The following is a 16,518-nucleotide window of genomic DNA, read 5'->3' as shown; positions in this document are numbered from 1 at the left end:
CAAGGGGAACAAGACGATGCGTAACCTAGCAGGACAATTTCGGGCACTCGTTATGGTTGCTGCCGTCGGGTTCGCCCCGGCGGCCTACGCGGCCGATACAACCATTCCGGCGACGCCTGAGGCAGGAACATTCAAGATCGGCATCGAGCCATGGCTTGGCTACGGCCAGTGGCACGTCGCCGAAGCCAAGGGTCTGTTCAAGGCAAACGGGCTGTCCGGCGTACAGATCGTGAACTTCGCCGAGGACAAGGACATCAACGCCGCCTTGGCCAGCGGCCAGCTCGATGCCGCCAATATCGCGACCCACACGGCCATGGGCATGGTTGCGGCCGGCCTGCCGGTGAAGATCGTGCTTCTGCTCGACGTCAGCATGACGGCGGACGCCATGATCGCCGGCAAGGACATCGCCTCCGTCGCTGACCTCAAGGGAAAGCAGGTCGCTTTCGAGGAAGGCACGACGAGCGACATCCTGCTCAAATACGCGCTGGCCAAGAACGGCATGTCCATCGCCGATGTCCAGCCGGTTCCGATGCCGGCGGCGGATGCCGGCAGTGCGTTGATCGCTGGCCAGGTGCCGGTCGCGGTTACCTATGAGCCCTATCTCACCGCGGCCAGGGCGCAGAACAAGGATGTCAAGCTGCTCTTCACCGCGGGCGAAGATCCCGGCCTGATCAGCGACGTGTTCGTGGTGCGCGATGAGGTGATCGAGTCGCGTCCCGGCCAGGTGCTTGCCATGATCAAGACCTGGGATGCGGCCCTGAAGGCCTACAACGCCGACACGCCCGACGGCCGGGCGATCATCTCCAAGGCGGTCGGTTCGAGCGTCGAAGACCTCAACACCGCCTTTGATGGCGTGCGTTACTATACTCTCGCCGAAAACAAGGATGCGCTGACGGGCGAATTTTCCACCAAGACATTCGCCGATGTCGAGGCGGCCGCCAAGAACGCCGGGCTGCTTCAGGCGGACGTGACGCCGGAGCAGATGATCGACCCGTCATTCGTCAAGGCCGCGAAATGACGAGGGCCGGCTCGCGGTGGTGACGCAAATGTCCGAGCAGCGTGCGACCAAGCCAAGCCCGTCTCACGCAGCACCGGGGCCGGTGACCAAACAGCCGATGCGCCGTCGCCGATCCTCCGGGATCGGCGCGCCTATCGCACGCTCGCGCTTCCTGATGATAGCGGTGGCCGTCTTTGCCGGCCTCGGCCTCGCCTGGTGGGCGGCAACGGGGCTTGGGCTGGTAAAGCCGATTTTCCTACCCTCGCCGGGAAGCGTGGTGACCCAACTCGGCAAGCTCGCGGGTGACGGCACGCTGTGGCTGGATCTCAGGACCTCGATATACCGTATTTCCATTGGCTTCCTCATCGCCTCGGCCCTGGCGATTCCGATTGGCGTGCTGATCGGCAGCTTCCGGACCTGGGAAGCGGCGATCGAGCCGCTTGTGGATTTCATCCGCTACATGCCGGTGGTCGCGTTCGTGCCCCTCTCCATCCTGTGGTCCGGGACGGGCGATGCGCAGAAGTTCCTGATCATCTTCATCGGCACCTTCTTCCAGCAGGTGCTGATGATCATGGACAATGTGAAGCGGGTTCCCGCTGATTTCATTGGCCTTGGCAGGACGCTCGGCCTGCCGGATCGCAAGATCCTGACGCGCATCGTGGTTCCCAGCGCCTTGCCGGGCATCTGGGATACGCTGCGCATCAGTCTCGGCTGGGCCTGGACCTGGCTGGTGTTGGCGGAACTTGTCGCGGCGACATCAGGCCTCGGCTACCGCATCACCGTGTCCCAGCGCTATTTCCAGACAAACACCATCATCGGCTACATCCTGCTGCTGGGCGTGCTTGGTCTCATCACCGACCAGGTCATGAAGGCACTGGGAAAAGTGTTGTTCCGGCAGGAGGGCCACGTGCAATGAGGCCGGGCCGATGAGTTTGCCCAAATTGGGGATCAAAGGTCTCCACAAGAGCTTCGGCACGGGCGCGCGGCGCACGGAAGTGTTGCGCGATATCAATCTCGATCTTGCCGACAACGAGTTCGTCTCGCTGGTAGGCACGTCGGGTTGCGGCAAGAGCACGCTGCTGTCGATCGTTGCCGGACTGCAGGATTTCGACGCAGGAGATCTTGCCATCGATGGCTCGCCGATCCTGCAGCCGGGTCTCGACCGCGGCGTCGTCTTCCAGTCCTACACCCTGCTTCCCTGGCTGACGGCGCAGCAGAATATCGAGTTCGCGCTCAAGGCCGCGGGTCATGATCGCGCGACCTGCCGCAGGATAGCACGCGAGCATCTCGATCTGGTCAAGCTCCCGCACAGCGCCAATCGCTATCCGTCTGAGCTTTCGGGCGGCATGAAGCAACGTGTGGCTATAGCGCGTGCTCTTTCCTATCGACCCAAAATGCTTCTGATGGACGAGCCCTTTGGCGCGCTCGATGCCTTGACCAGGCATCAGATGCAGGAACTCCTGACGCAGATTTGGGAGGAGCACAGGCTCACCGTGCTCTTCGTCACCCATGATGTGGAAGAGGCGGTCTACCTGTCCGACCGCATCGTTGTGATGGGGATCGGCCCGGGACGCATCATGCAGACCTTCAATGTCGACATCGAGCGCCCGCGCCGGGAAGAGGTCATGGAAACCCCGGCTTTCATGGATTTGCAGCGCAGCGTGCACAAGGCGATCCGCGAGGCTTCAAAACGTCCCGAAATGGTTTAGGCGGGCCACTCATGCGTGTCAGGTCCAAGAGCAGCGCAACGAACGCGGCTGGGCGCGGGGATCGTCTCGGAAGACGGAGTTTCAGCCGGATAACGCCTGATGCCGCTACGGATTGCCGATCACAAGCCGGTTCACAGGTTCATTCGCGGCCGTCTGAAGGGTAGCAGGAGCTTCGCCCGATCAACGCGTTCTTGAAACTCGTGTTCGAGCTTGTGACTCGGGCGCCCGTCAAGCGCCCAATCTCAATATCGCACCGTCGCGATTCCTGACCCGGAAGCGGCCATTGGCGTCCCGCGCCTCAACCGTCGAAAAAAATTTGCAGGACAATGTCGATTTCCTAAACTCCGTTCGTCGTTCCGATGCCGGCCTATGAGGCCGGCTCAAACAAGGAGACAGACGATGCGTGTGATGGTGCTCGTGAAGGCTACCGAGGACAGCGAAAAGGGCTTTCTCCCCACACCCGAGGCTAAGGAGGCGATGGAGGCGATGGGCAGATTTAACGACGAGCTGCGCAATGCCGGCATCCTGCTCGACGCCGACGGCCTCAAGCCCTCCTCGCAGGGCAAGCGCGTTGCGTTCGATGGTCCCCGCCGGACGGTCATCGACGGGCCTTTCGCCGAGACCCGCGAACTGGTCGCCGGCTTTTGGCTCTGGGAAGTCAAGGACATGGACGAGGCGGTCGCCTGGGTGAAGCGCTGCCCCAATCCCATGCCGGGACCGAGCGAGATCGAAATCCGGCCGCTGTACGAGATGGCTGATTGGCAATGAGAATCTGACGCCGGAGGTCACGGAAATCCATGACCGAACGCGCGAGAAGCTCAGCGGCAACCGAGACTGTCGGCCGCAATCTGCTTGCCTCCGTTATGGCTTTGGCCGACAAGGCAGCATGACTGCAGGCGAGACGCACCAGGCGATCGAAGCGATTTTTCGCATTGAACGGGCCCGGCTCATCGCGGGTCTGGTCCGCCTCGTGCGCAATGTCGACCTTGCAGAGGAGCTGGTGCAAGACGCCCTGGTCATAGCTCTGTCTGAATGGTCCAGGGCCGGCGTGCCGGCCAATCCCGGCGCTTGGCTGATGACGGTCGCCAAACGCCGCGCCATCGACGCGATCCGTCGCGACAAGATGCGCGAGCGCAAGCATGAAGAGATCGCGCGGGAGCTTGACGGCGAGTGCAACGGCGCGGCCGAGGTGATCGAAATGGCCATCAACGACGATCTTGGCGACGAGCTGCTGGGCCTCATCTTCACAGCCTGCCACCCCGTACTTTCGGCCGACGCCCGCGCGGCGCTCACGCTGCGTGTCATCGGCGGTCTGACGACGGACGAGATCGCCCGTGCTTTCCTGTCGAGCGAGGTGACGATCGCCCAGCGCATCGTCCGCGCAAAGAAGACGATCGGAAAGGCCGGGCTCAGCTTTGAGGTGCCGCGCGGTGCCGAGCGTGCGGCGCGTCTGTCCTCGGTGCTGGAGGTCATCTATCTCATCTTCAATGAAGGCTATGCTGCCACGGCCGGCGACGACCTTGTCCGGCCGGGCCTGTGCCTGGAGGCACAACGGCTGGGCCGTATGCTGGCGGGGCTGATGCCCGAGGATGCCGAAGTGTTCGGCCTGCTGGCTCTGATGGAAATCCAGGCATCGCGCCTGCCCGCACGCATCGGGCCGGACGGCGCCCTCTTGACCCTGACCGAGCAAAACCGCGCACGCTGGGACCAACTGCTGATCCGCCGGGGCCTTGACGCGCTGGCCCGCGCCGAAGCTCTCGGGGGCGATGGCCCCTATGCGTTACAAGCCGCGCTTGCAGTCTGCCATGCGCGGGCGCGCAGTCCGGCCGATACCGATTGGCCCCGCATCGCAGCGCTCTACGACCGGCTGCGAGCAGTGATGCCCTCGCCGGTGGTCGATCTCAATCGAGCGGTCGCCCACAGCATGGCCTTCGGGCCTGAGGCGGGCCTGCGGCTGGTAGACGAGATTGCCGGCGCCGCCGCCCTGCGCAACTATGCGCCATTGCCGGCAGCGAGGGGCGACTTTCTGTTTCGGGCCGGCCGGCTGGCCGAGGCCCGCGCCGAATTCGAGGCGGCGGCCAAGCTCACCCGCAACGCGCGGGAAGCGGCCTTTCTCCTCGCCCGCGCCGACGCTTGTGGTTGAAGCATCGCCCTCGGTGCCTGAAACGCCGCTCGGCAGGGCCGAAAGCCGCCTTCAATGAGCGAGATCAACCCGCAACGCGAAAGGGATTAACGATGCGCAAGCCATCGCCGAGCGCCATTCCGTGCTGCATATCCTCTGACAAAAGTGTATCGCAGCCAGCGTGAATCGCCGCGGACGCGATCATCGCGTCATAGGTAGAAAGGCTGTACCGCTCGGCGAGCCTCAATCCTGTTTCGTGGGTCTCGAGCGTGAGCGGATGAACCGTCAACAGGTCGCGCAGCGTGGTCAGCAGCGCATGCGTGTCGGTCCATGACATTTGCATCTTCCGACGCGCGACGTTGGCGAGTTCGTTGAGAACCTGCACGCTGATCGCCCCGCCAGCAGCGATGGCCGCCTCGGCCCGATCAGCCTTCGCCGTATCGCTTGACGCGATATAAAGTAGGACATTGGTATCAAAAAAACTAACGGGCATTCGCCTCGTCCCGATCGAATTTGAAGTCAGCGGGGAGCCGACCACGGAAGGCGCGGAGACGCTTCAGCAACTCCTCGCGCCCGGGCTTCCGCGCCACGCCAAGCTGGCGGGCGTCAGCGACATGGATTTCGATCTCATCGCCTTCCCTGAGTTCAAGCGCTTCGACCACAGCGGCGGGAAGGCGGACCGCAAGACTGTTTCCCCATTTGGCGACCTGCATGCCACTTCCTCTCCTAGATATACGCCAGGAGACATGTATATCCAGAAGTGGTCGAGATCAAGGCAACTTGGGATATATGCATTTGAAGGAGGAGCCTTGATCATGCCAGCAACTGCGTCGGCACGCCGAGTATCGGCCCTGCCTCGGCGAGCCGCTGGTCGAGGGTTCTCACCGTGGCGCCATGCTCGGATGCCGTCGCGAGGTGCAGGGCGTCGCCAGCACGAAGCCCGAGCGTATGCTGATCGGCGAATTTCGCGGCGACCCGAAAATGCCCGCCCGTCACCGGCAGCACGGTGAAGCTCTCGGCGACCAGCTTGTTGAACATCGCGAGCGCTGCTGCGCGCTGCTCCAGGTCAATCTGTCCGGTCCGAAGCTTGATCGCCATGGCGGAGGACATCTCGGTGATGGTCCAGTCGCTGATCACAAGTTGCGCTGGGTCCTGCTCCGCCAGCCAGCCCTGAACGCGCGCGGTCATGGCTTCGTTGGATAGCGCTGCTACGATCAGCGAAGTGTCGAGATAAAGCATCAATAGCGATCGCCATCTCGCATCGATCGCACCAGATCGGCGGCGGCCTGAGCCTGCAGAGGCATGGTTGCGGTCAGGGATTGGAGCAGGACGGCGTCGATCCGCCTGCGGGGGCGGGCCACGGCCGTGAGTCGGGCGACCGGCTTGCCACGCCGGGTGATGTCGATCGAGTCTCCAGCCTCGACCCGGTCGACGAGCTCGCTCAGATGTGCCTTGGCGTCCGCCAGATTGACCACGTCCATGTCACGCTCCTGACCATGTAGATGGTCATATAGCGCATCACGCTTGACGATTCCAGCGCAGAGTACGGCGAATGAGCAACTGGCTGCGTGAGCGAAGCAGGTGATCGCTCCTGTAACGAGAATTATGCCGCTTTCCGCTTGACTAATACATATCCCAATGGTTATACATCGATCAATAGCCGAAGGGTTATCGATCCCAATGCCAAACGCTCACGATGTACTCTTCAGAACGCTTGCCGATCCGACTCGGCGCGCTATTTTTGAGCGACTGTGTCGCGAAGGAGAGCAGACGGTCGGGGCTCTGACGGCTCAGGCCGGGATCTCGCAACCGGCCGTGTCGAAGCATCTCGGGGTTTTGAGGCAGGCGGGGCTGGTGCGCGACCGCCATGCAGGACGACAGACCCACTATAGCGCGCAGCTTGCTGCGCTTGCCCCCCTGATCGACTGGACAAGCCAGATGACCGGGTTCTGGCAGAGCCGGTTCGACGACCTCGAAGACCTGCTCAAAAGGATGGACCAGTGAACCGAACGTCGACCGAAACACTCTCCGTCGTTGTCGAACGGGAGATCGCTTATCCGCCCGAGAAGATCTGGCGCGCGCTCACGCAACCACACTTGATCGAGGAGTGGCTCATGAAAAACGACTTCAAGCCTGTCGCGGACCACCGTTTTAATCTTCACGCGGCCTGGGGCTCCGTCGAATGTCAGGTCCGGACGGTCGAGCCGAACAGAACGCTGACTTACACGTGGGATACCAAGGATCTCAAGAGTGTCGTCTCCTGGACCCTCACCCCCACGAGTACCGGGGTCCGCTTGCGCATGGAGCAGTCGGGCTTCCGGCCGGATCAGCAGCCTTACTTCCGGGGTGCCAAAGTCGGCTGGCCGAGGTTCTTTGACGATCTGGAGCAGGTTCTGGCGCGGACGGACTGAGGTCCGCGGGCGCTATTCAAGCAGGGGCTCTGTTACAGACCGGCAGATGGCGGGGCGATAATGGAGGCAAGCCAATGAAGATCAAGTTGACCAAAGTATACGTGGATGACCAGGAAAAGGCTCTGGGCTTTTACACCGAAACGCTCGGCTTTACGAAGAAGGCCGATTTCAGCAATGGGCCGTTTCGCTGGCTGACCGTCGCATCACCCGACGAGCCGGACGGTGCCGAGCTGCAACTCGCGCTCAATGACAACCCGGCCGCAAAGACCTACCAGAAAGCCATGTTCCAGCAGGGCCAGCCCGCGGTCATGTTCTTCAGCGACAACATCATGGGCGACTACGAGCGTATCAAAGCGCGCGGCGCCGAATTCACCATGCCGCCGACCGAAGTAACCGGCTCGACCATCGCCCAGCTGAACGACGGCTGCGGCAATGTCGTTCAAATCACCCAGCTGGCGCGCTGGTAAGGCACGCGTTCAGTGGCGTGGCTGCCCGGCGGGAGTCGCCAAACGGGCCGCCGATCCGCTTCGGTTCGTCTTCAGAGGAGGTCTCAATGGATTGGAACAAATGGGTTCGGCAGATCCACCGCTGGCTGTCGATTATCTTTGCGGCGGTCGTCGCCGCTATCTTCATCAGCCTGGGAGCAGGCAAGGAACCCGCCTACTGGGTATACCTTTTGCCGCTGTTTCCGCTCGGCTTGCTCCTGCTTACCGGTCTGTACATGTTCGTGCTGCCTTACGCTCCCACTGGCGCAACGCAGGGGGCACCGGCGCATTGGAGTGAACGCATGGCCAACAAGACGTCCATCAGGTCATTGGCGGTCGCGAAGAAGCCCGCCGCCAACCCTGCCGCTGCCAAGCCGGTCCTCCTCGCAGGCGGCAACCCGCAGATAGCGAAGGCCGATGGCGACGCCCCTGTGCAAGCCTACATCGCGGCCATGCCGGGCTGGAAACGCGACGTCGGGCGCCGCCTCGACGCGCTCATCGTGCGCAGCGTGCCCAACGTGCGCAAGGCCGTCAAATGGAACTCGCCCTTCTATGGCGTAGAGGGTCAAGGCTGGTTCCTCAACTTCCATTGCTTCACAAAGTACATCAAGCTGGCTTTCTTCCGCGGCGCGTCGCTGCATCCTGTCCCTCCAGGCGAGTCCAAGCACAAGGACGTGCGCTACCTCGATATCCGCCAGGACGACCAGCTGGACGAAACTCAACTGGCCGCCTGGGTGAAGCAAGCCAGCCAATTGCCGGGCGAGCGAATGTGAGTGGGAATGCCAGTCATTCCCGCAAACCAGGTGCCGACTAGCGGTATTCATGTGACGGGCGAGCGGCAACAACCCTAGGGAAAGCGACAATGACGATGAAGAGTGGCTCGATGGAAGGAAATGCAGGCAACTCTCCCTCTCAGCTGATAGATGCGAGGATCAGCGAGCTGGGCGATTGGCGAGGCCAGACGCTTTCGCATGTCCGCGCTCTCGTCAAGCAGGCCGACCCGGAAGTGGTCGAGGAGTGGAAGTGGCGAGGCGTTCCGGTGTGGTCGCACGCCGGAATAATCTGCACTGGCGAGACCTACAAGAACGTCGTGAAAGTGACCTTCGCAAAGGGCGCCTCGCTGCAGGACCCTTCAGGCCTGTTCAACTCCAGCCTCGAAGGCAACACCAGGCGCGCCATCGATATCCGTGAGGGCGAGGCTATAAATGAGAATGCGTTCAAGGCGCTGATACGCGCTGCTGCCGCCCTGAACGCTGCCCGATAGTCAGCTCCGGCCGATATGGTCGGCTAGCGGGCCGAGAGCGGCGAGCAAAGCTTCGCCGCTGGTCTGCGTTGCATTCTCGTGCGGCGCGCGCAGGTTCAGCCAGCGCCTGTCGCCCGATCGTGCTGACAGGACCGCCTTCATCGCAGCGATGAGGCCGGCATCCTGGATGATTTTGCGGAACGCCTTGATGCCGGCCTCCGCGTCAGTAATGTCCTCTCCCGCCAGCGTTGCGTCATAGAGGGCCCGGATCGCTGCCGCATTCAGATTGACCGTCGCCGAGATGCACCCCGCAGCACCGTTGGCGAGGCCTTTCGTCAGCTGTGCTTCCGAGCTCGGAAACACCGCGACCTTTGGGGCTGCCGCAATGACCGCCGCGGTGTTGTTCCAGTCACCGGCACTGTCCTTGTAGGCCACCACGACATCGGGAAACGCTTCGCTCAGCCGGGCGGTCAGCGCCGGGCTCACCGGTACGCCGGAATTCTGCGGGATGTGGTAGAGGATCATCCTCATCGCCGGGTTCGCCACCCGTTCGATCAGCTCGCTGTAGTAGCGGGCCTGTCCGTTGTCGCCGGCGGCCGTATAGAAGAACGACGGCAGCACCATCACCCCGGCACAGCCGAGACCGACCGCATGCGCCGTCAGCTCGACGGTTTCGGCAAGTGCTGTGACACCGGTGCCGGGCATCAGATGGCTTGGCGAAATGCCGGCCTCGACCAGCCACTCCAGCGCTTGCATGCGCTCGCGCAACGAGACGGACAACGCCTCGCCCGTGGTACCGAACGGCGACAGGAAATGCGCTCCCTGATCCAGCACCCACTTGGCGTGTGATATCCAGAGGTCGCGGGCAATGCGGCCGTCGCTTTCGAACGGCGTCAGGATCGGTGCGATGGTTCCTTGTGGGCGGATCATGTGCGTCCTTCTACCGGTGAAAATCGGTGCAGTGCTCAACGCCGGCATCAAGAATGTCGAGCAAGCTACATGAAGCAGTGTTGCTGAGTACCGGGCGTTCGACCTCGAAAGCAAGCGGCTCGCGCATAGGCGCGCGATTGTGATCGGGCCGCGGTTCTGAGGCTCTCGAGGTAAATCCTTTTCACGGGACAACATCGCCTGGCCGAAAAGGGGGTGACAAACGAGTTCTGCTGTTTCATCAATGCCGCCTTTTGAGGAGAAGCCCATGCGGAGGATCGGTGTCGGCATCATTGGCTGCGGCAACATTTCAGACGCCTATCTGAAGGCGTCGCCACAATTCCCGGTGCTCGACATTGTCGGCGTCACCGACATCAACCGGACGGCAGCTGAGGCCAAGGCAGCGGCCTACGGCCTGGCTGCCATGCCGATCGAGGCGCTGTTAGCCGATCCCCGCGTCGAGATCGTGCTCAACCTGACCACGCCGCAGCATCACGTGCCGGTCGGTTTGCAGGCTGTCGGGCAAGGCAAGCACGTCTACTCCGAGAAGCCGCTAGCAACGACGCTCAGCGACGCGGAGCGGCTCGTCGCGGCCGCACGCGAAAAGGGCGTGCGTATCGGCTGCGCCCCCGACACCTTTCTTGGCGGCTCCCACCAGACGGCGCGGCGGCTGGTCGATGAGGACACCGTTGGAAGCATTGTCGCCGGCTCTGCCTTCATGCAGGTGCCCGGCCACGAGCTCTGGCATCCCAATCCAGATTTCTACTATCAGCCCGGCGGTGGGCCGATGCTCGACATGGGACCTTACTATCTGACCTGCCTGGTCAATCTCCTAGGCCCGGTAAAGTCGGTGACCGGGCAGGCGAAGTCATCCTATGCCACTCGTACCATCGGTTCTGGACCGCGCCAGGGCGAAACCATCCAGGTCGAGGTGCCGACCCATATTTCCGGCCTGCTCGCATTCGAGAATGGCGCGGCGGTGTCGATCACCACCAGCTTCGACGTCTGGAAGCACGATCACAATCACATTGAGCTCTACGGCACCACCGGCTCGATGATCGTCTCCGACCCCAACCAGTTCCAGGGCGACGTCAGGACGAGCCAGCGCAAGGGCGACTGGACGGTGGCCGGTCAGATCCATTCCTATGGCGACGGCAATTACCGGGGCCTCGGCCTCGCCGACATGGCGCAGGCGATCGTCTCCGGCAGGCAACACCGCGCCAGCCTCGATCTTTCCCTCCATGTCCTGGAAATCATGGAATCGATCATCTCTTCAGCAGAGATAGGCCAGCGTATCGACCTGAGATATGGCTGCGCCCGGCCGGCGCCGATGCACGCCGATCTGCCCTAGGGAATAATGCGATGAGCAAGACGGCACTGATTTTCTGGGGCGGCTGGGAAGGTCACACCCCGGCCCGAAGCGCCGAAATCGTCAAGGAGATGCTGACCGGCAACGGCTTCGACGTGCGGCTGGAGCAGGGGACCTCGGCACTCGCCGATCCGCAACTGGGCAAGCTCGATCTCATTGTCCCGGTGATCACCATGTCGACGATCGAAAAGCCGGAGCTGCAAAACCTGACCAGCGCCGTCGGGGCCGGCACCGGCCTTGCGGGCTTTCACGGCACGATGTGCGACAGCTTCCGCAACGAGCCGGAATACCAGTTCATGACCGGCGGCCAGTGGGTCGCCCATCCCGGCAACATCATCGACTATCACGTCGATATCACCAGGCCAGACGATCCGATCGTGCAAGGCATCGATAGTTTCGCCTACCGTTCTGAGCAGTATTACATGCATGTCGATCCGACCAACGCGGTGCTGGCGACAACGACGTTTACCGGCGAGCATCTCGACTTCATCGCCGGCGTCGTCATGCCGGTCGTCTGGAAGCGCCGCTACGGCAAGGGCCGCGTCTTCTATAGCGCGCTCGGCCACACCGCCGATGAGTTCGCCGTGCCGCAAATGCGCACGATGTTCGAACGCGGCGCGATTTGGGCCAGCCGAAACTCGGACCTTGCGTAGCCGTTCGATCTGAACGCCAGGTGTCGTTGCAGTCTTTTCAAGGAGCAAAGCCGCCCCCGACGGTATCTCGCAGGGTCCCCGAACTGCAATCGATTGACTGCCATGGTAGCATCCAATACACCACCGGTCATCGGGGAATTCCGCAGTTGGGGGTCGAATGGAGCAGACGTGGCGATGGTTTGGCCCGGGCGATGCGGCAACGCTTGCCCATGCCAGGCAGGCCGGCGCGACCGGCATCGTGACGGCACTGCACGACATCCCTTACGGCGAAGTCTGGCCGATCGACGCCATCAGGCACCGCCAGGCGCTGATCGAGGCGGATCCGGCGATGGGCCTGAAATGGAGCGTCGTCGAGAGCGTCCCCGTGCACGAAGACATCAAGCTCGGCCGCGGCGATCTTGACCGGCTCTACGACAATTTCAGGCAGACCTTGCGCAATCTCGGCGCCTGCGGCGTGCGCACGGTCTGCTACAACTTCATGCTGATCCTCGACTGGACCCGCACAGACCTGGCTGCGCCGCTGCCGGGCGGCGGACGGGCGCTCCGCATGAACATGCACGAGCTTGCCGCATTCGATTGCTACATGCTGCAGCGCAAGGGATCGGAGCGCGACTATGCGTCCGATGTTCTCCAGCGGGCAAGCGAATGGTTCGAGACGACGCCGGACACGGCAAAAGAGCGTCTGCTCGCCAACATCATGGCCGGCCTGCCGGGCGCCTTCAAGCGCTACGACATAGCGGAATTGCGCGAAGTGGTTGCCGAGCAGTCGAGCCTGTCGCACGACGGGCTGCGCGAGAACCTCGTCCGTTTTCTCGAAAACGTGTTGCCGGCCGCCGAAGAGGCGGGCGTCACGCTGGCGATCCACCCGGACGACCCGCCGCGCGATCTCGTCGGCCTGTGCCGGATCGTCAAGAACGCCGACGACATTGCCTTTATCCTGGATGCCGTGCCATCGGCCCATAGCGGCCTTACTTTGTGCACAGGGTCGCTGGGCGCCAATCCGGCCAATGACCTGCCTGCCATCGCCAGGCGCTTTGCGCATGGGGTCAAGTTCGTGCATCTGCGCAATGTCAGCAAGGACCCGGACGGCTCGTTCATGGAATCCGAGCATCTGAACGGCGATGTCGACATGGTTTCGGTGGTCTCGGTCTTGCTCGACGAGCAGCAACGCCGTCGCGACGCCGGTGAACCGGCGGCGCTGCTGCCGTTTCGCCCGGATCATGGCCACGAGCTGATCGATGACGCCGCGCGGCACACCCATCCCGGCTACCCCGTCGTCGGCCGTCTTCGCGGCCTTGCCGAACTGAGAGGCGTGATGACGGCGATTGCCCATCAGCGCGGCTACCGGCTGCAATGACGGCGCCCCGCCTGCTCTGCGTCGGCGCGCTCACCTACGACACGATCTTGCGCCTCGATGTCCTGCCCTCCGGCGCCGGCAAGTTCCTGCCAAGCGAGGCCGTGCAGATCGCGGCCGGCATGGCGGCCAGCGCCGCCGCGTCGGCCAGCCGCCAGGGCGGGCAGGTCTGGCTATGGGCAAGCGTCGGCGACGATGCCGTCGGCCGCGATGTCATTGGCCAGATGGAGGCGGAGCGGGTCGACTGTTCGCTGGTGCGCAGGGTCGAGGGTGGCCGCTCGGCCATTGCCACGATCCTGGTCGATGCCGCCGGCGAGCGTATGATCGTGCCCTTCTACGATGCCGTCACGCAAGCCGATCCGGACCGCCTTCCACCCGCGGATTTTTCCCAGTTCGACGCCGTGCTGGTCGATGTCCGCTGGCCCGGAGCCGCCGCCCTGGCGCTGGCGAAAGCTCGTGAATACGGCATTCCGGCGGTCCTTGACGCAGATGTCGCGTCGCGACCGGTGCTGGACCGGCTGCTGCCGATCGCCTCGCATGTCGTTGCTTCGCTGCCGGCGGCACGCATCCTTTGCGGTTCGGAGATATCCGCCGGTTCTGCCGTTGCTATCCTCGGCGAACGGACCGGCGCCTTCGTGGCCGTCACCGATGGGGCGAACGGCACCGCGTTCCAGCACCCGGGTGGCAATGATGTCCGTCACCTGCCGTCGCCGCGGGTCGAAGCCGTCGACACCCTGGCGGCAGGCGACGTGTTTCACGGCACCTTCGCCCTCGGTCTGGCCGAAGGTTGGGACGAAGAGCGGGCCATAGCAGTGGCCAGCGCCGCCGCCGCGCTGAAATGCCTGCGCTTTGGCGGACGTCTTGGCGCACCGACGCGCGCGGAAACGCTGGCATTCCTGCAAGGATTGGCATGATGCCGAACACGCTTGGGCGGGCTCGGCGGAAAAGAGCACGTTAAGTGGCGCCCGATCGACTACCATGGTAGTCGCTGCGCAACTGTTATTGGGAGGATAAATGGCTGAATTCAGAAAACGCGCGCTGGTTACCGGCGCGGCCATGGGCATCGGCCGTGCCGTCGCCGAAAGGCTGGCCGAGCAAGGCGTCGACCTTATCCTGTTCGACCGGGCGGGCGATCAGCTGGATGAGGTCGCGGCGCAGCTTTCGGCGCGCGGCGTGACCGTGCGCACCGTGCTTGGCTCAACCGCCGACACAGAAGCCTGCGGCCGCGCCGTCGAGCTTGCCCGGTCCGCGTTCGGCGGGCTCGACATGCTTTCCCACAATGCCGGCATCCAGCGTTACGGAACGGTGGAGACCACAGACGAGGCGCTTTGGGACGAGGTGATGAACGTCAACCTCAAGGCTGCCTACCTGCTGTCGCGTGCGGCGATGCCGCTGCTGCGCCAAAGCCGCGGTGCCATCGTCCATATGAGCTCGGTGCAGGGCCTGGCCAGCCAGGAAGGGGTTCTGGCCTACAGCACGGCCAAGCACGGCCTGATCGGCCTCGTCAAATCGATGGCCGTCGACTACGCCCCCCTCGGCGTGCGCGTCAATGCCGTTGCTCCGGGCGCCGTCGACACGCCGATGCTGCGGGATGCGGTCAAGCTCAACGACAACCCCGACGAGATACTGCGCATCCTCGACAACATGCATCCGCTCGGCCGCACCGCCCGGCCGCAGGAGATTGCCGCCGTCGTTGCCTTCCTGCTGTCCGACGACGCTTCCTTCGTCACCGGCGAGGTCGTGCGCGTCGATGGCGGCCTGCTGGCGCGCATCGGCGGTTCTCCGCGCAAGGAATAACGCCGGCGCTGCTGCTCGTAGGCATTTCATGAACGGCTTGAAACTGCAGAGCCTATAAGGGGATCGCCGATGGCAGGGCTTTTGGGAATGCGGACCCTCACCGAGGGGCGGCTGGGCGAAACCGGCCCCGGCGCTTCAGTTGCGGCCAGGACGTTCGAGGTCCTGCTCGACCAGATCCTGACCTTCCGCCTGAAGCCGCACGAGCTGATTTCTGAAAAGGCGATGTCGGAAGCCCTCGGCGTGAGTCGCACACCTGTCAGGGAGGCGCTCGCCCGGCTGGCCGGTCTTGGCTTGATCGGCATCTATCCGCAGCGCGGCAGCATGGTGGCGCCGCTCCGGATCGCCGATCTCGAGAAATCGCAGTTCCTGCGCGAATCGCTCGAAGTCGGCCTGATCAATCGTGCGGTCGAGAGCCTGCGCCGTGCCGACCTGCTTGCCGTGCTCAAAGGCGAACTGGCGGTCCAGGAGACGTTCGCCTCCATTGCGGACGACAGGCGCTTCTTCAAGTCGGACGAGCTGTTCCACCAGCACATCGCCAGCCATGCCGGGTTCCCCGGAATCTGGGCCGACATCAGCGCGGCGAAGCTGCACATGGACCGCTTCCGCTTTCTGTCTTTCCCGCGCCTCGACAGCATGTCGGTGGTCCTCGGCCAGCATCGGCGGATTGTCGATGCGCTCGAGCAGGCCGACGCGCTTGCGGCAGAAGAAGCAATGCGAACGCATCTTCGCCGTATCTTCGAGGTCCTCGAAATCGTCCAGGAGCGCTATCCCCATTATTTCGAGGCAAACGGCAGCGTGAGCCCGCCGTCAGCCGGCTCAATCCAAGCCTGAGCCTTTCTTGCGCGCTTCCGAAGGCGTCTTGGTCTTGCTGCCGGATTTGTCGGAAGCTGGCTCGGCTTTGCGATTTTGACCCTCGCCGCCTTGCTCCTTGCGGAGCTGCTTTTCCACTGTCGATCGCGATCCTTCGGCAGGGTCCTGTTCAGGATGAGTATCGGTTCCCGCCATGTCAGCTCCTATCCATTCTGATCTATTGCATGCGGCGTGGGCTGAGCTCCGCCACTGGTTCTGTCGCGTCCGATCATCAGCCAGGCGGCGAACAGCACGACCAGTACGACCACGATCCAGGCGACGAGACGAGGCATTGGACCTCACTTCCCCCGCCGCTTGCTGCCGCGCGCCTCTGGATTGGAGCCGGCCCCGACCGTTGGATCGGGCACGACCGGACCGCGTTCGGCCTCGGAACCCTCGGCTTCGATCTCCTGCACGGCCTGATCCCAATGCTCGCGCTCGCGTCCTTGCGGACGGCCTTCGCGCTCCCAGATCTCATGGGCTCGCTGCCTGATACGCTCTTCCCTGTCCATGGCCTTTGCCTCCTCATCACCTAATCCAGCGGTCGCTGGTTTGTTCCGCGCTGCCAGCGCCGTTCATCCGGTTCAGTTGACGTGATTACC

Annotated in this window: 23 protein-coding genes; 16 read left to right on the top strand and 7 right to left on the bottom strand. The window is 63.3% G+C overall.

The annotated features are described in order from the left end of the window. The first annotated feature begins 16 nt into the window (after positions 1 to 16). The 5 genes from NKI50_RS07135 to NKI50_RS07115 all read left to right on the top strand — a co-directional run bounded on the left by NKI50_RS07135 (position 17) and on the right by NKI50_RS07115 (position 4,849). The gene (locus NKI50_RS07135) at positions 17 to 1,018 is read left to right on the top strand and encodes an ABC transporter substrate-binding protein (protein ID WP_352715963.1); all 1,002 of its coding nucleotides are present in this window, start codon (positions 17 to 19) and stop codon (positions 1,016 to 1,018) included. A 97-nt stretch (positions 1,019 to 1,115) separates the two neighbouring features. After that, positions 1,116 to 1,913, top strand: a complete 798-nt coding sequence (locus tag NKI50_RS07130; RefSeq protein ID WP_245278504.1) for an ABC transporter permease — start codon at positions 1,116 to 1,118, stop codon at positions 1,911 to 1,913. Positions 1,914 to 1,923: 10 nt separating this feature from the next. Then, positions 1,924 to 2,706, top strand: coding sequence for an ABC transporter ATP-binding protein (locus tag NKI50_RS07125; RefSeq protein WP_352493882.1), 783 nt, complete (start codon positions 1,924 to 1,926; stop codon positions 2,704 to 2,706). A gap of 399 nt (positions 2,707 to 3,105) precedes the next feature. Further along, positions 3,106 to 3,474: a YciI family protein gene (locus tag NKI50_RS07120; protein WP_352547395.1), complete on the top strand. Its 369-nt coding sequence runs from the start codon at positions 3,106 to 3,108 to the stop codon at positions 3,472 to 3,474. Positions 3,475 to 3,592: 118 nt separating this feature from the next. Further along, complete coding sequence (locus tag NKI50_RS07115; RefSeq protein WP_352715960.1) at positions 3,593 to 4,849, top strand: RNA polymerase sigma factor; 1,257 nt, start codon at positions 3,593 to 3,595, stop codon at positions 4,847 to 4,849. Positions 4,850 to 4,913: 64 nt separating this feature from the next. Here NKI50_RS07115 and NKI50_RS07110 read toward each other — a convergent pair whose 3' ends face one another. From NKI50_RS07110 to NKI50_RS07095, 4 genes are all read right to left on the bottom strand, one after another. Further along, positions 4,914 to 5,321 carry a PIN domain-containing protein gene (locus NKI50_RS07110; RefSeq protein WP_352715958.1) on the bottom strand — a complete coding sequence of 136 codons (408 nt, stop codon included), beginning with the start codon at positions 5,319 to 5,321 and terminating at the stop codon, positions 4,914 to 4,916. Then, entirely contained in the window at positions 5,311 to 5,541 is a 231-nt protein-coding gene (locus NKI50_RS07105) for an AbrB/MazE/SpoVT family DNA-binding domain-containing protein (protein WP_023676182.1), read from the bottom strand. The genes NKI50_RS07110 and NKI50_RS07105 overlap by 11 nt, the downstream gene beginning before the upstream one ends. Positions 5,542 to 5,641: 100 nt before the next feature. Continuing rightward, the gene (locus NKI50_RS07100) at positions 5,642 to 6,067 is read right to left on the bottom strand and encodes a type II toxin-antitoxin system VapC family toxin (protein ID WP_352482869.1); all 426 of its coding nucleotides are present in this window, start codon (positions 6,065 to 6,067) and stop codon (positions 5,642 to 5,644) included. After that, entirely contained in the window at positions 6,067 to 6,309 is a 243-nt protein-coding gene (locus NKI50_RS07095) for a type II toxin-antitoxin system Phd/YefM family antitoxin (protein ID WP_352493885.1), read from the bottom strand. Before NKI50_RS07095 ends, NKI50_RS07100 begins: the two co-directional genes overlap by 1 nt. A gap of 199 nt (positions 6,310 to 6,508) precedes the next feature. Here NKI50_RS07095 and NKI50_RS07090 point away from each other — a divergent pair, with 199 nt between their 5' ends. The 5 genes from NKI50_RS07090 to NKI50_RS07070 all read left to right on the top strand — a co-directional run bounded on the left by NKI50_RS07090 (position 6,509) and on the right by NKI50_RS07070 (position 8,988). Next, complete coding sequence (locus NKI50_RS07090; RefSeq protein ID WP_023716560.1) at positions 6,509 to 6,832, top strand: ArsR/SmtB family transcription factor; 324 nt, start codon at positions 6,509 to 6,511, stop codon at positions 6,830 to 6,832. Continuing rightward, positions 6,829 to 7,239, top strand: coding sequence for an SRPBCC family protein (locus NKI50_RS07085; protein ID WP_352715955.1), 411 nt, complete (start codon positions 6,829 to 6,831; stop codon positions 7,237 to 7,239). Before NKI50_RS07090 ends, NKI50_RS07085 begins: the two co-directional genes overlap by 4 nt. 74 nt (positions 7,240 to 7,313) lie before the next feature. Beyond that, entirely contained in the window at positions 7,314 to 7,706 is a 393-nt protein-coding gene (locus NKI50_RS07080; RefSeq protein ID WP_352715952.1) for a VOC family protein, read from the top strand. Between the two features lie 320 nt (positions 7,707 to 8,026). Continuing rightward, positions 8,027 to 8,497 carry a DUF1801 domain-containing protein gene (locus NKI50_RS07075; RefSeq protein WP_023716564.1) on the top strand — a complete coding sequence of 157 codons (471 nt, stop codon included), beginning with the start codon at positions 8,027 to 8,029 and terminating at the stop codon, positions 8,495 to 8,497. Positions 8,498 to 8,586: 89 nt separating this feature from the next. Then, positions 8,587 to 8,988: a DUF1801 domain-containing protein gene (locus NKI50_RS07070; protein WP_352482862.1), complete on the top strand. Its 402-nt coding sequence runs from the start codon at positions 8,587 to 8,589 to the stop codon at positions 8,986 to 8,988. On the opposite strand, the gene NKI50_RS07065 is transcribed toward NKI50_RS07070, so the two are convergent. Then, positions 8,989 to 9,897 (bottom strand): dihydrodipicolinate synthase family protein, encoded by a 909-nt coding sequence (locus tag NKI50_RS07065; protein ID WP_352715950.1) that lies wholly within the window; start codon positions 9,895 to 9,897, stop codon positions 8,989 to 8,991. A 265-nt stretch (positions 9,898 to 10,162) separates the two neighbouring features. On the opposite strand from NKI50_RS07065, the gene NKI50_RS07060 reads away from it, so the two are divergent. The 6 genes from NKI50_RS07060 (at position 10,163) to NKI50_RS07035 (ending at position 15,898) form a co-directional block, all read left to right on the top strand. Further along, positions 10,163 to 11,245, top strand: coding sequence for a Gfo/Idh/MocA family protein (locus NKI50_RS07060; RefSeq protein WP_352715947.1), 1,083 nt, complete (start codon positions 10,163 to 10,165; stop codon positions 11,243 to 11,245). Positions 11,246 to 11,256: 11 nt separating this feature from the next. Beyond that, a complete protein-coding gene (locus NKI50_RS07055; protein ID WP_352493889.1) occupies positions 11,257 to 11,916 on the top strand; it encodes a ThuA domain-containing protein in 660 nt (219 codons plus the stop codon). 157 nt (positions 11,917 to 12,073) lie between these two features. Further along, complete coding sequence (uxuA, locus tag NKI50_RS07050) at positions 12,074 to 13,273, top strand: mannonate dehydratase (RefSeq protein WP_352715944.1); 1,200 nt, start codon at positions 12,074 to 12,076, stop codon at positions 13,271 to 13,273. Continuing rightward, positions 13,270 to 14,184, top strand: a complete 915-nt coding sequence (locus NKI50_RS07045; protein ID WP_352715941.1) for a PfkB family carbohydrate kinase — start codon at positions 13,270 to 13,272, stop codon at positions 14,182 to 14,184. The genes uxuA and NKI50_RS07045 overlap by 4 nt, the downstream gene beginning before the upstream one ends. Positions 14,185 to 14,284: 100 nt before the next feature. Further along, positions 14,285 to 15,067, top strand: coding sequence for an SDR family NAD(P)-dependent oxidoreductase (locus NKI50_RS07040; RefSeq protein ID WP_352715938.1), 783 nt, complete (start codon positions 14,285 to 14,287; stop codon positions 15,065 to 15,067). A gap of 69 nt (positions 15,068 to 15,136) precedes the next feature. Next, positions 15,137 to 15,898, top strand: a complete 762-nt coding sequence (locus NKI50_RS07035; protein ID WP_352715934.1) for a GntR family transcriptional regulator — start codon at positions 15,137 to 15,139, stop codon at positions 15,896 to 15,898. Positions 15,899 to 16,080: 182 nt separating this feature from the next. Here NKI50_RS07035 and NKI50_RS07030 read toward each other — a convergent pair whose 3' ends face one another. Both NKI50_RS07030 and NKI50_RS07025 read right to left on the bottom strand, forming a co-directional pair. Beyond that, the gene (locus tag NKI50_RS07030; protein WP_280940403.1) at positions 16,081 to 16,209 is read right to left on the bottom strand and encodes a hypothetical protein; all 129 of its coding nucleotides are present in this window, start codon (positions 16,207 to 16,209) and stop codon (positions 16,081 to 16,083) included. 6 nt (positions 16,210 to 16,215) lie between these two features. Next, a complete protein-coding gene (locus NKI50_RS07025; protein WP_352590413.1) occupies positions 16,216 to 16,428 on the bottom strand; it encodes a DUF2934 domain-containing protein in 213 nt (70 codons plus the stop codon). Positions 16,429 to 16,518: the final 90 nt, after the last annotated feature.

The organism is Mesorhizobium sp. M0563, from assembly GCF_040321065.1.
Taxonomy (GTDB): Bacteria; Pseudomonadota; Alphaproteobacteria; order Rhizobiales; family Rhizobiaceae; genus Mesorhizobium.
The sequence above is the reverse complement of the archived record's forward strand: the minus strand, read 5'-3'. Positions and strand labels throughout refer to the sequence as shown.

Excerpts from the sequence above, each read along its gene's own strand:
- NKI50_RS07070 (WP_352482862.1), top strand. The coding sequence starts at position 8,587 with ATGACGATGAAGAGTGGCTCGATGGAAGGAAATGCAGGCAACTCTCCC.
- NKI50_RS07075 (WP_023716564.1), top strand. The coding sequence starts at position 8,027 with ATGGCCAACAAGACGTCCATCAGGTCATTGGCGGTCGCGAAGAAGCCC.
- NKI50_RS07055 (WP_352493889.1), top strand. The coding sequence starts at position 11,257 with ATGAGCAAGACGGCACTGATTTTCTGGGGCGGCTGGGAAGGTCACACC.
- uxuA (WP_352715944.1), top strand. The coding sequence starts at position 12,074 with ATGGAGCAGACGTGGCGATGGTTTGGCCCGGGCGATGCGGCAACGCTT.
- NKI50_RS07060 (WP_352715947.1), top strand. The coding sequence starts at position 10,163 with ATGCGGAGGATCGGTGTCGGCATCATTGGCTGCGGCAACATTTCAGAC.
- NKI50_RS07080 (WP_352715952.1), top strand. The coding sequence starts at position 7,314 with ATGAAGATCAAGTTGACCAAAGTATACGTGGATGACCAGGAAAAGGCT.
- NKI50_RS07065 (WP_352715950.1), bottom strand. The coding sequence starts at position 9,897 with ATGATCCGCCCACAAGGAACCATCGCACCGATCCTGACGCCGTTCGAA.
- NKI50_RS07040 (WP_352715938.1), top strand. The coding sequence starts at position 14,285 with ATGGCTGAATTCAGAAAACGCGCGCTGGTTACCGGCGCGGCCATGGGC.
- NKI50_RS07100 (WP_352482869.1), bottom strand. The coding sequence starts at position 6,067 with ATGCTTTATCTCGACACTTCGCTGATCGTAGCAGCGCTATCCAACGAA.
- NKI50_RS07125 (WP_352493882.1), top strand. The coding sequence starts at position 1,924 with ATGAGTTTGCCCAAATTGGGGATCAAAGGTCTCCACAAGAGCTTCGGC.
- NKI50_RS07030 (WP_280940403.1), bottom strand. The coding sequence starts at position 16,209 with ATGCCTCGTCTCGTCGCCTGGATCGTGGTCGTACTGGTCGTGCTGTTC.
- NKI50_RS07110 (WP_352715958.1), bottom strand. The coding sequence starts at position 5,321 with ATGCCCGTTAGTTTTTTTGATACCAATGTCCTACTTTATATCGCGTCA.
- NKI50_RS07045 (WP_352715941.1), top strand. The coding sequence starts at position 13,270 with ATGACGGCGCCCCGCCTGCTCTGCGTCGGCGCGCTCACCTACGACACG.
- NKI50_RS07095 (WP_352493885.1), bottom strand. The coding sequence starts at position 6,309 with ATGGACGTGGTCAATCTGGCGGACGCCAAGGCACATCTGAGCGAGCTC.
- NKI50_RS07130 (WP_245278504.1), top strand. The coding sequence starts at position 1,116 with ATGCGCCGTCGCCGATCCTCCGGGATCGGCGCGCCTATCGCACGCTCG.
- NKI50_RS07090 (WP_023716560.1), top strand. The coding sequence starts at position 6,509 with ATGCCAAACGCTCACGATGTACTCTTCAGAACGCTTGCCGATCCGACT.
- NKI50_RS07135 (WP_352715963.1), top strand. The coding sequence starts at position 17 with ATGCGTAACCTAGCAGGACAATTTCGGGCACTCGTTATGGTTGCTGCC.
- NKI50_RS07035 (WP_352715934.1), top strand. The coding sequence starts at position 15,137 with ATGGCAGGGCTTTTGGGAATGCGGACCCTCACCGAGGGGCGGCTGGGC.
- NKI50_RS07105 (WP_023676182.1), bottom strand. The coding sequence starts at position 5,541 with ATGCAGGTCGCCAAATGGGGAAACAGTCTTGCGGTCCGCCTTCCCGCC.
- NKI50_RS07115 (WP_352715960.1), top strand. The coding sequence starts at position 3,593 with ATGACTGCAGGCGAGACGCACCAGGCGATCGAAGCGATTTTTCGCATT.
- NKI50_RS07025 (WP_352590413.1), bottom strand. The coding sequence starts at position 16,428 with ATGGACAGGGAAGAGCGTATCAGGCAGCGAGCCCATGAGATCTGGGAG.
- NKI50_RS07120 (WP_352547395.1), top strand. The coding sequence starts at position 3,106 with ATGCGTGTGATGGTGCTCGTGAAGGCTACCGAGGACAGCGAAAAGGGC.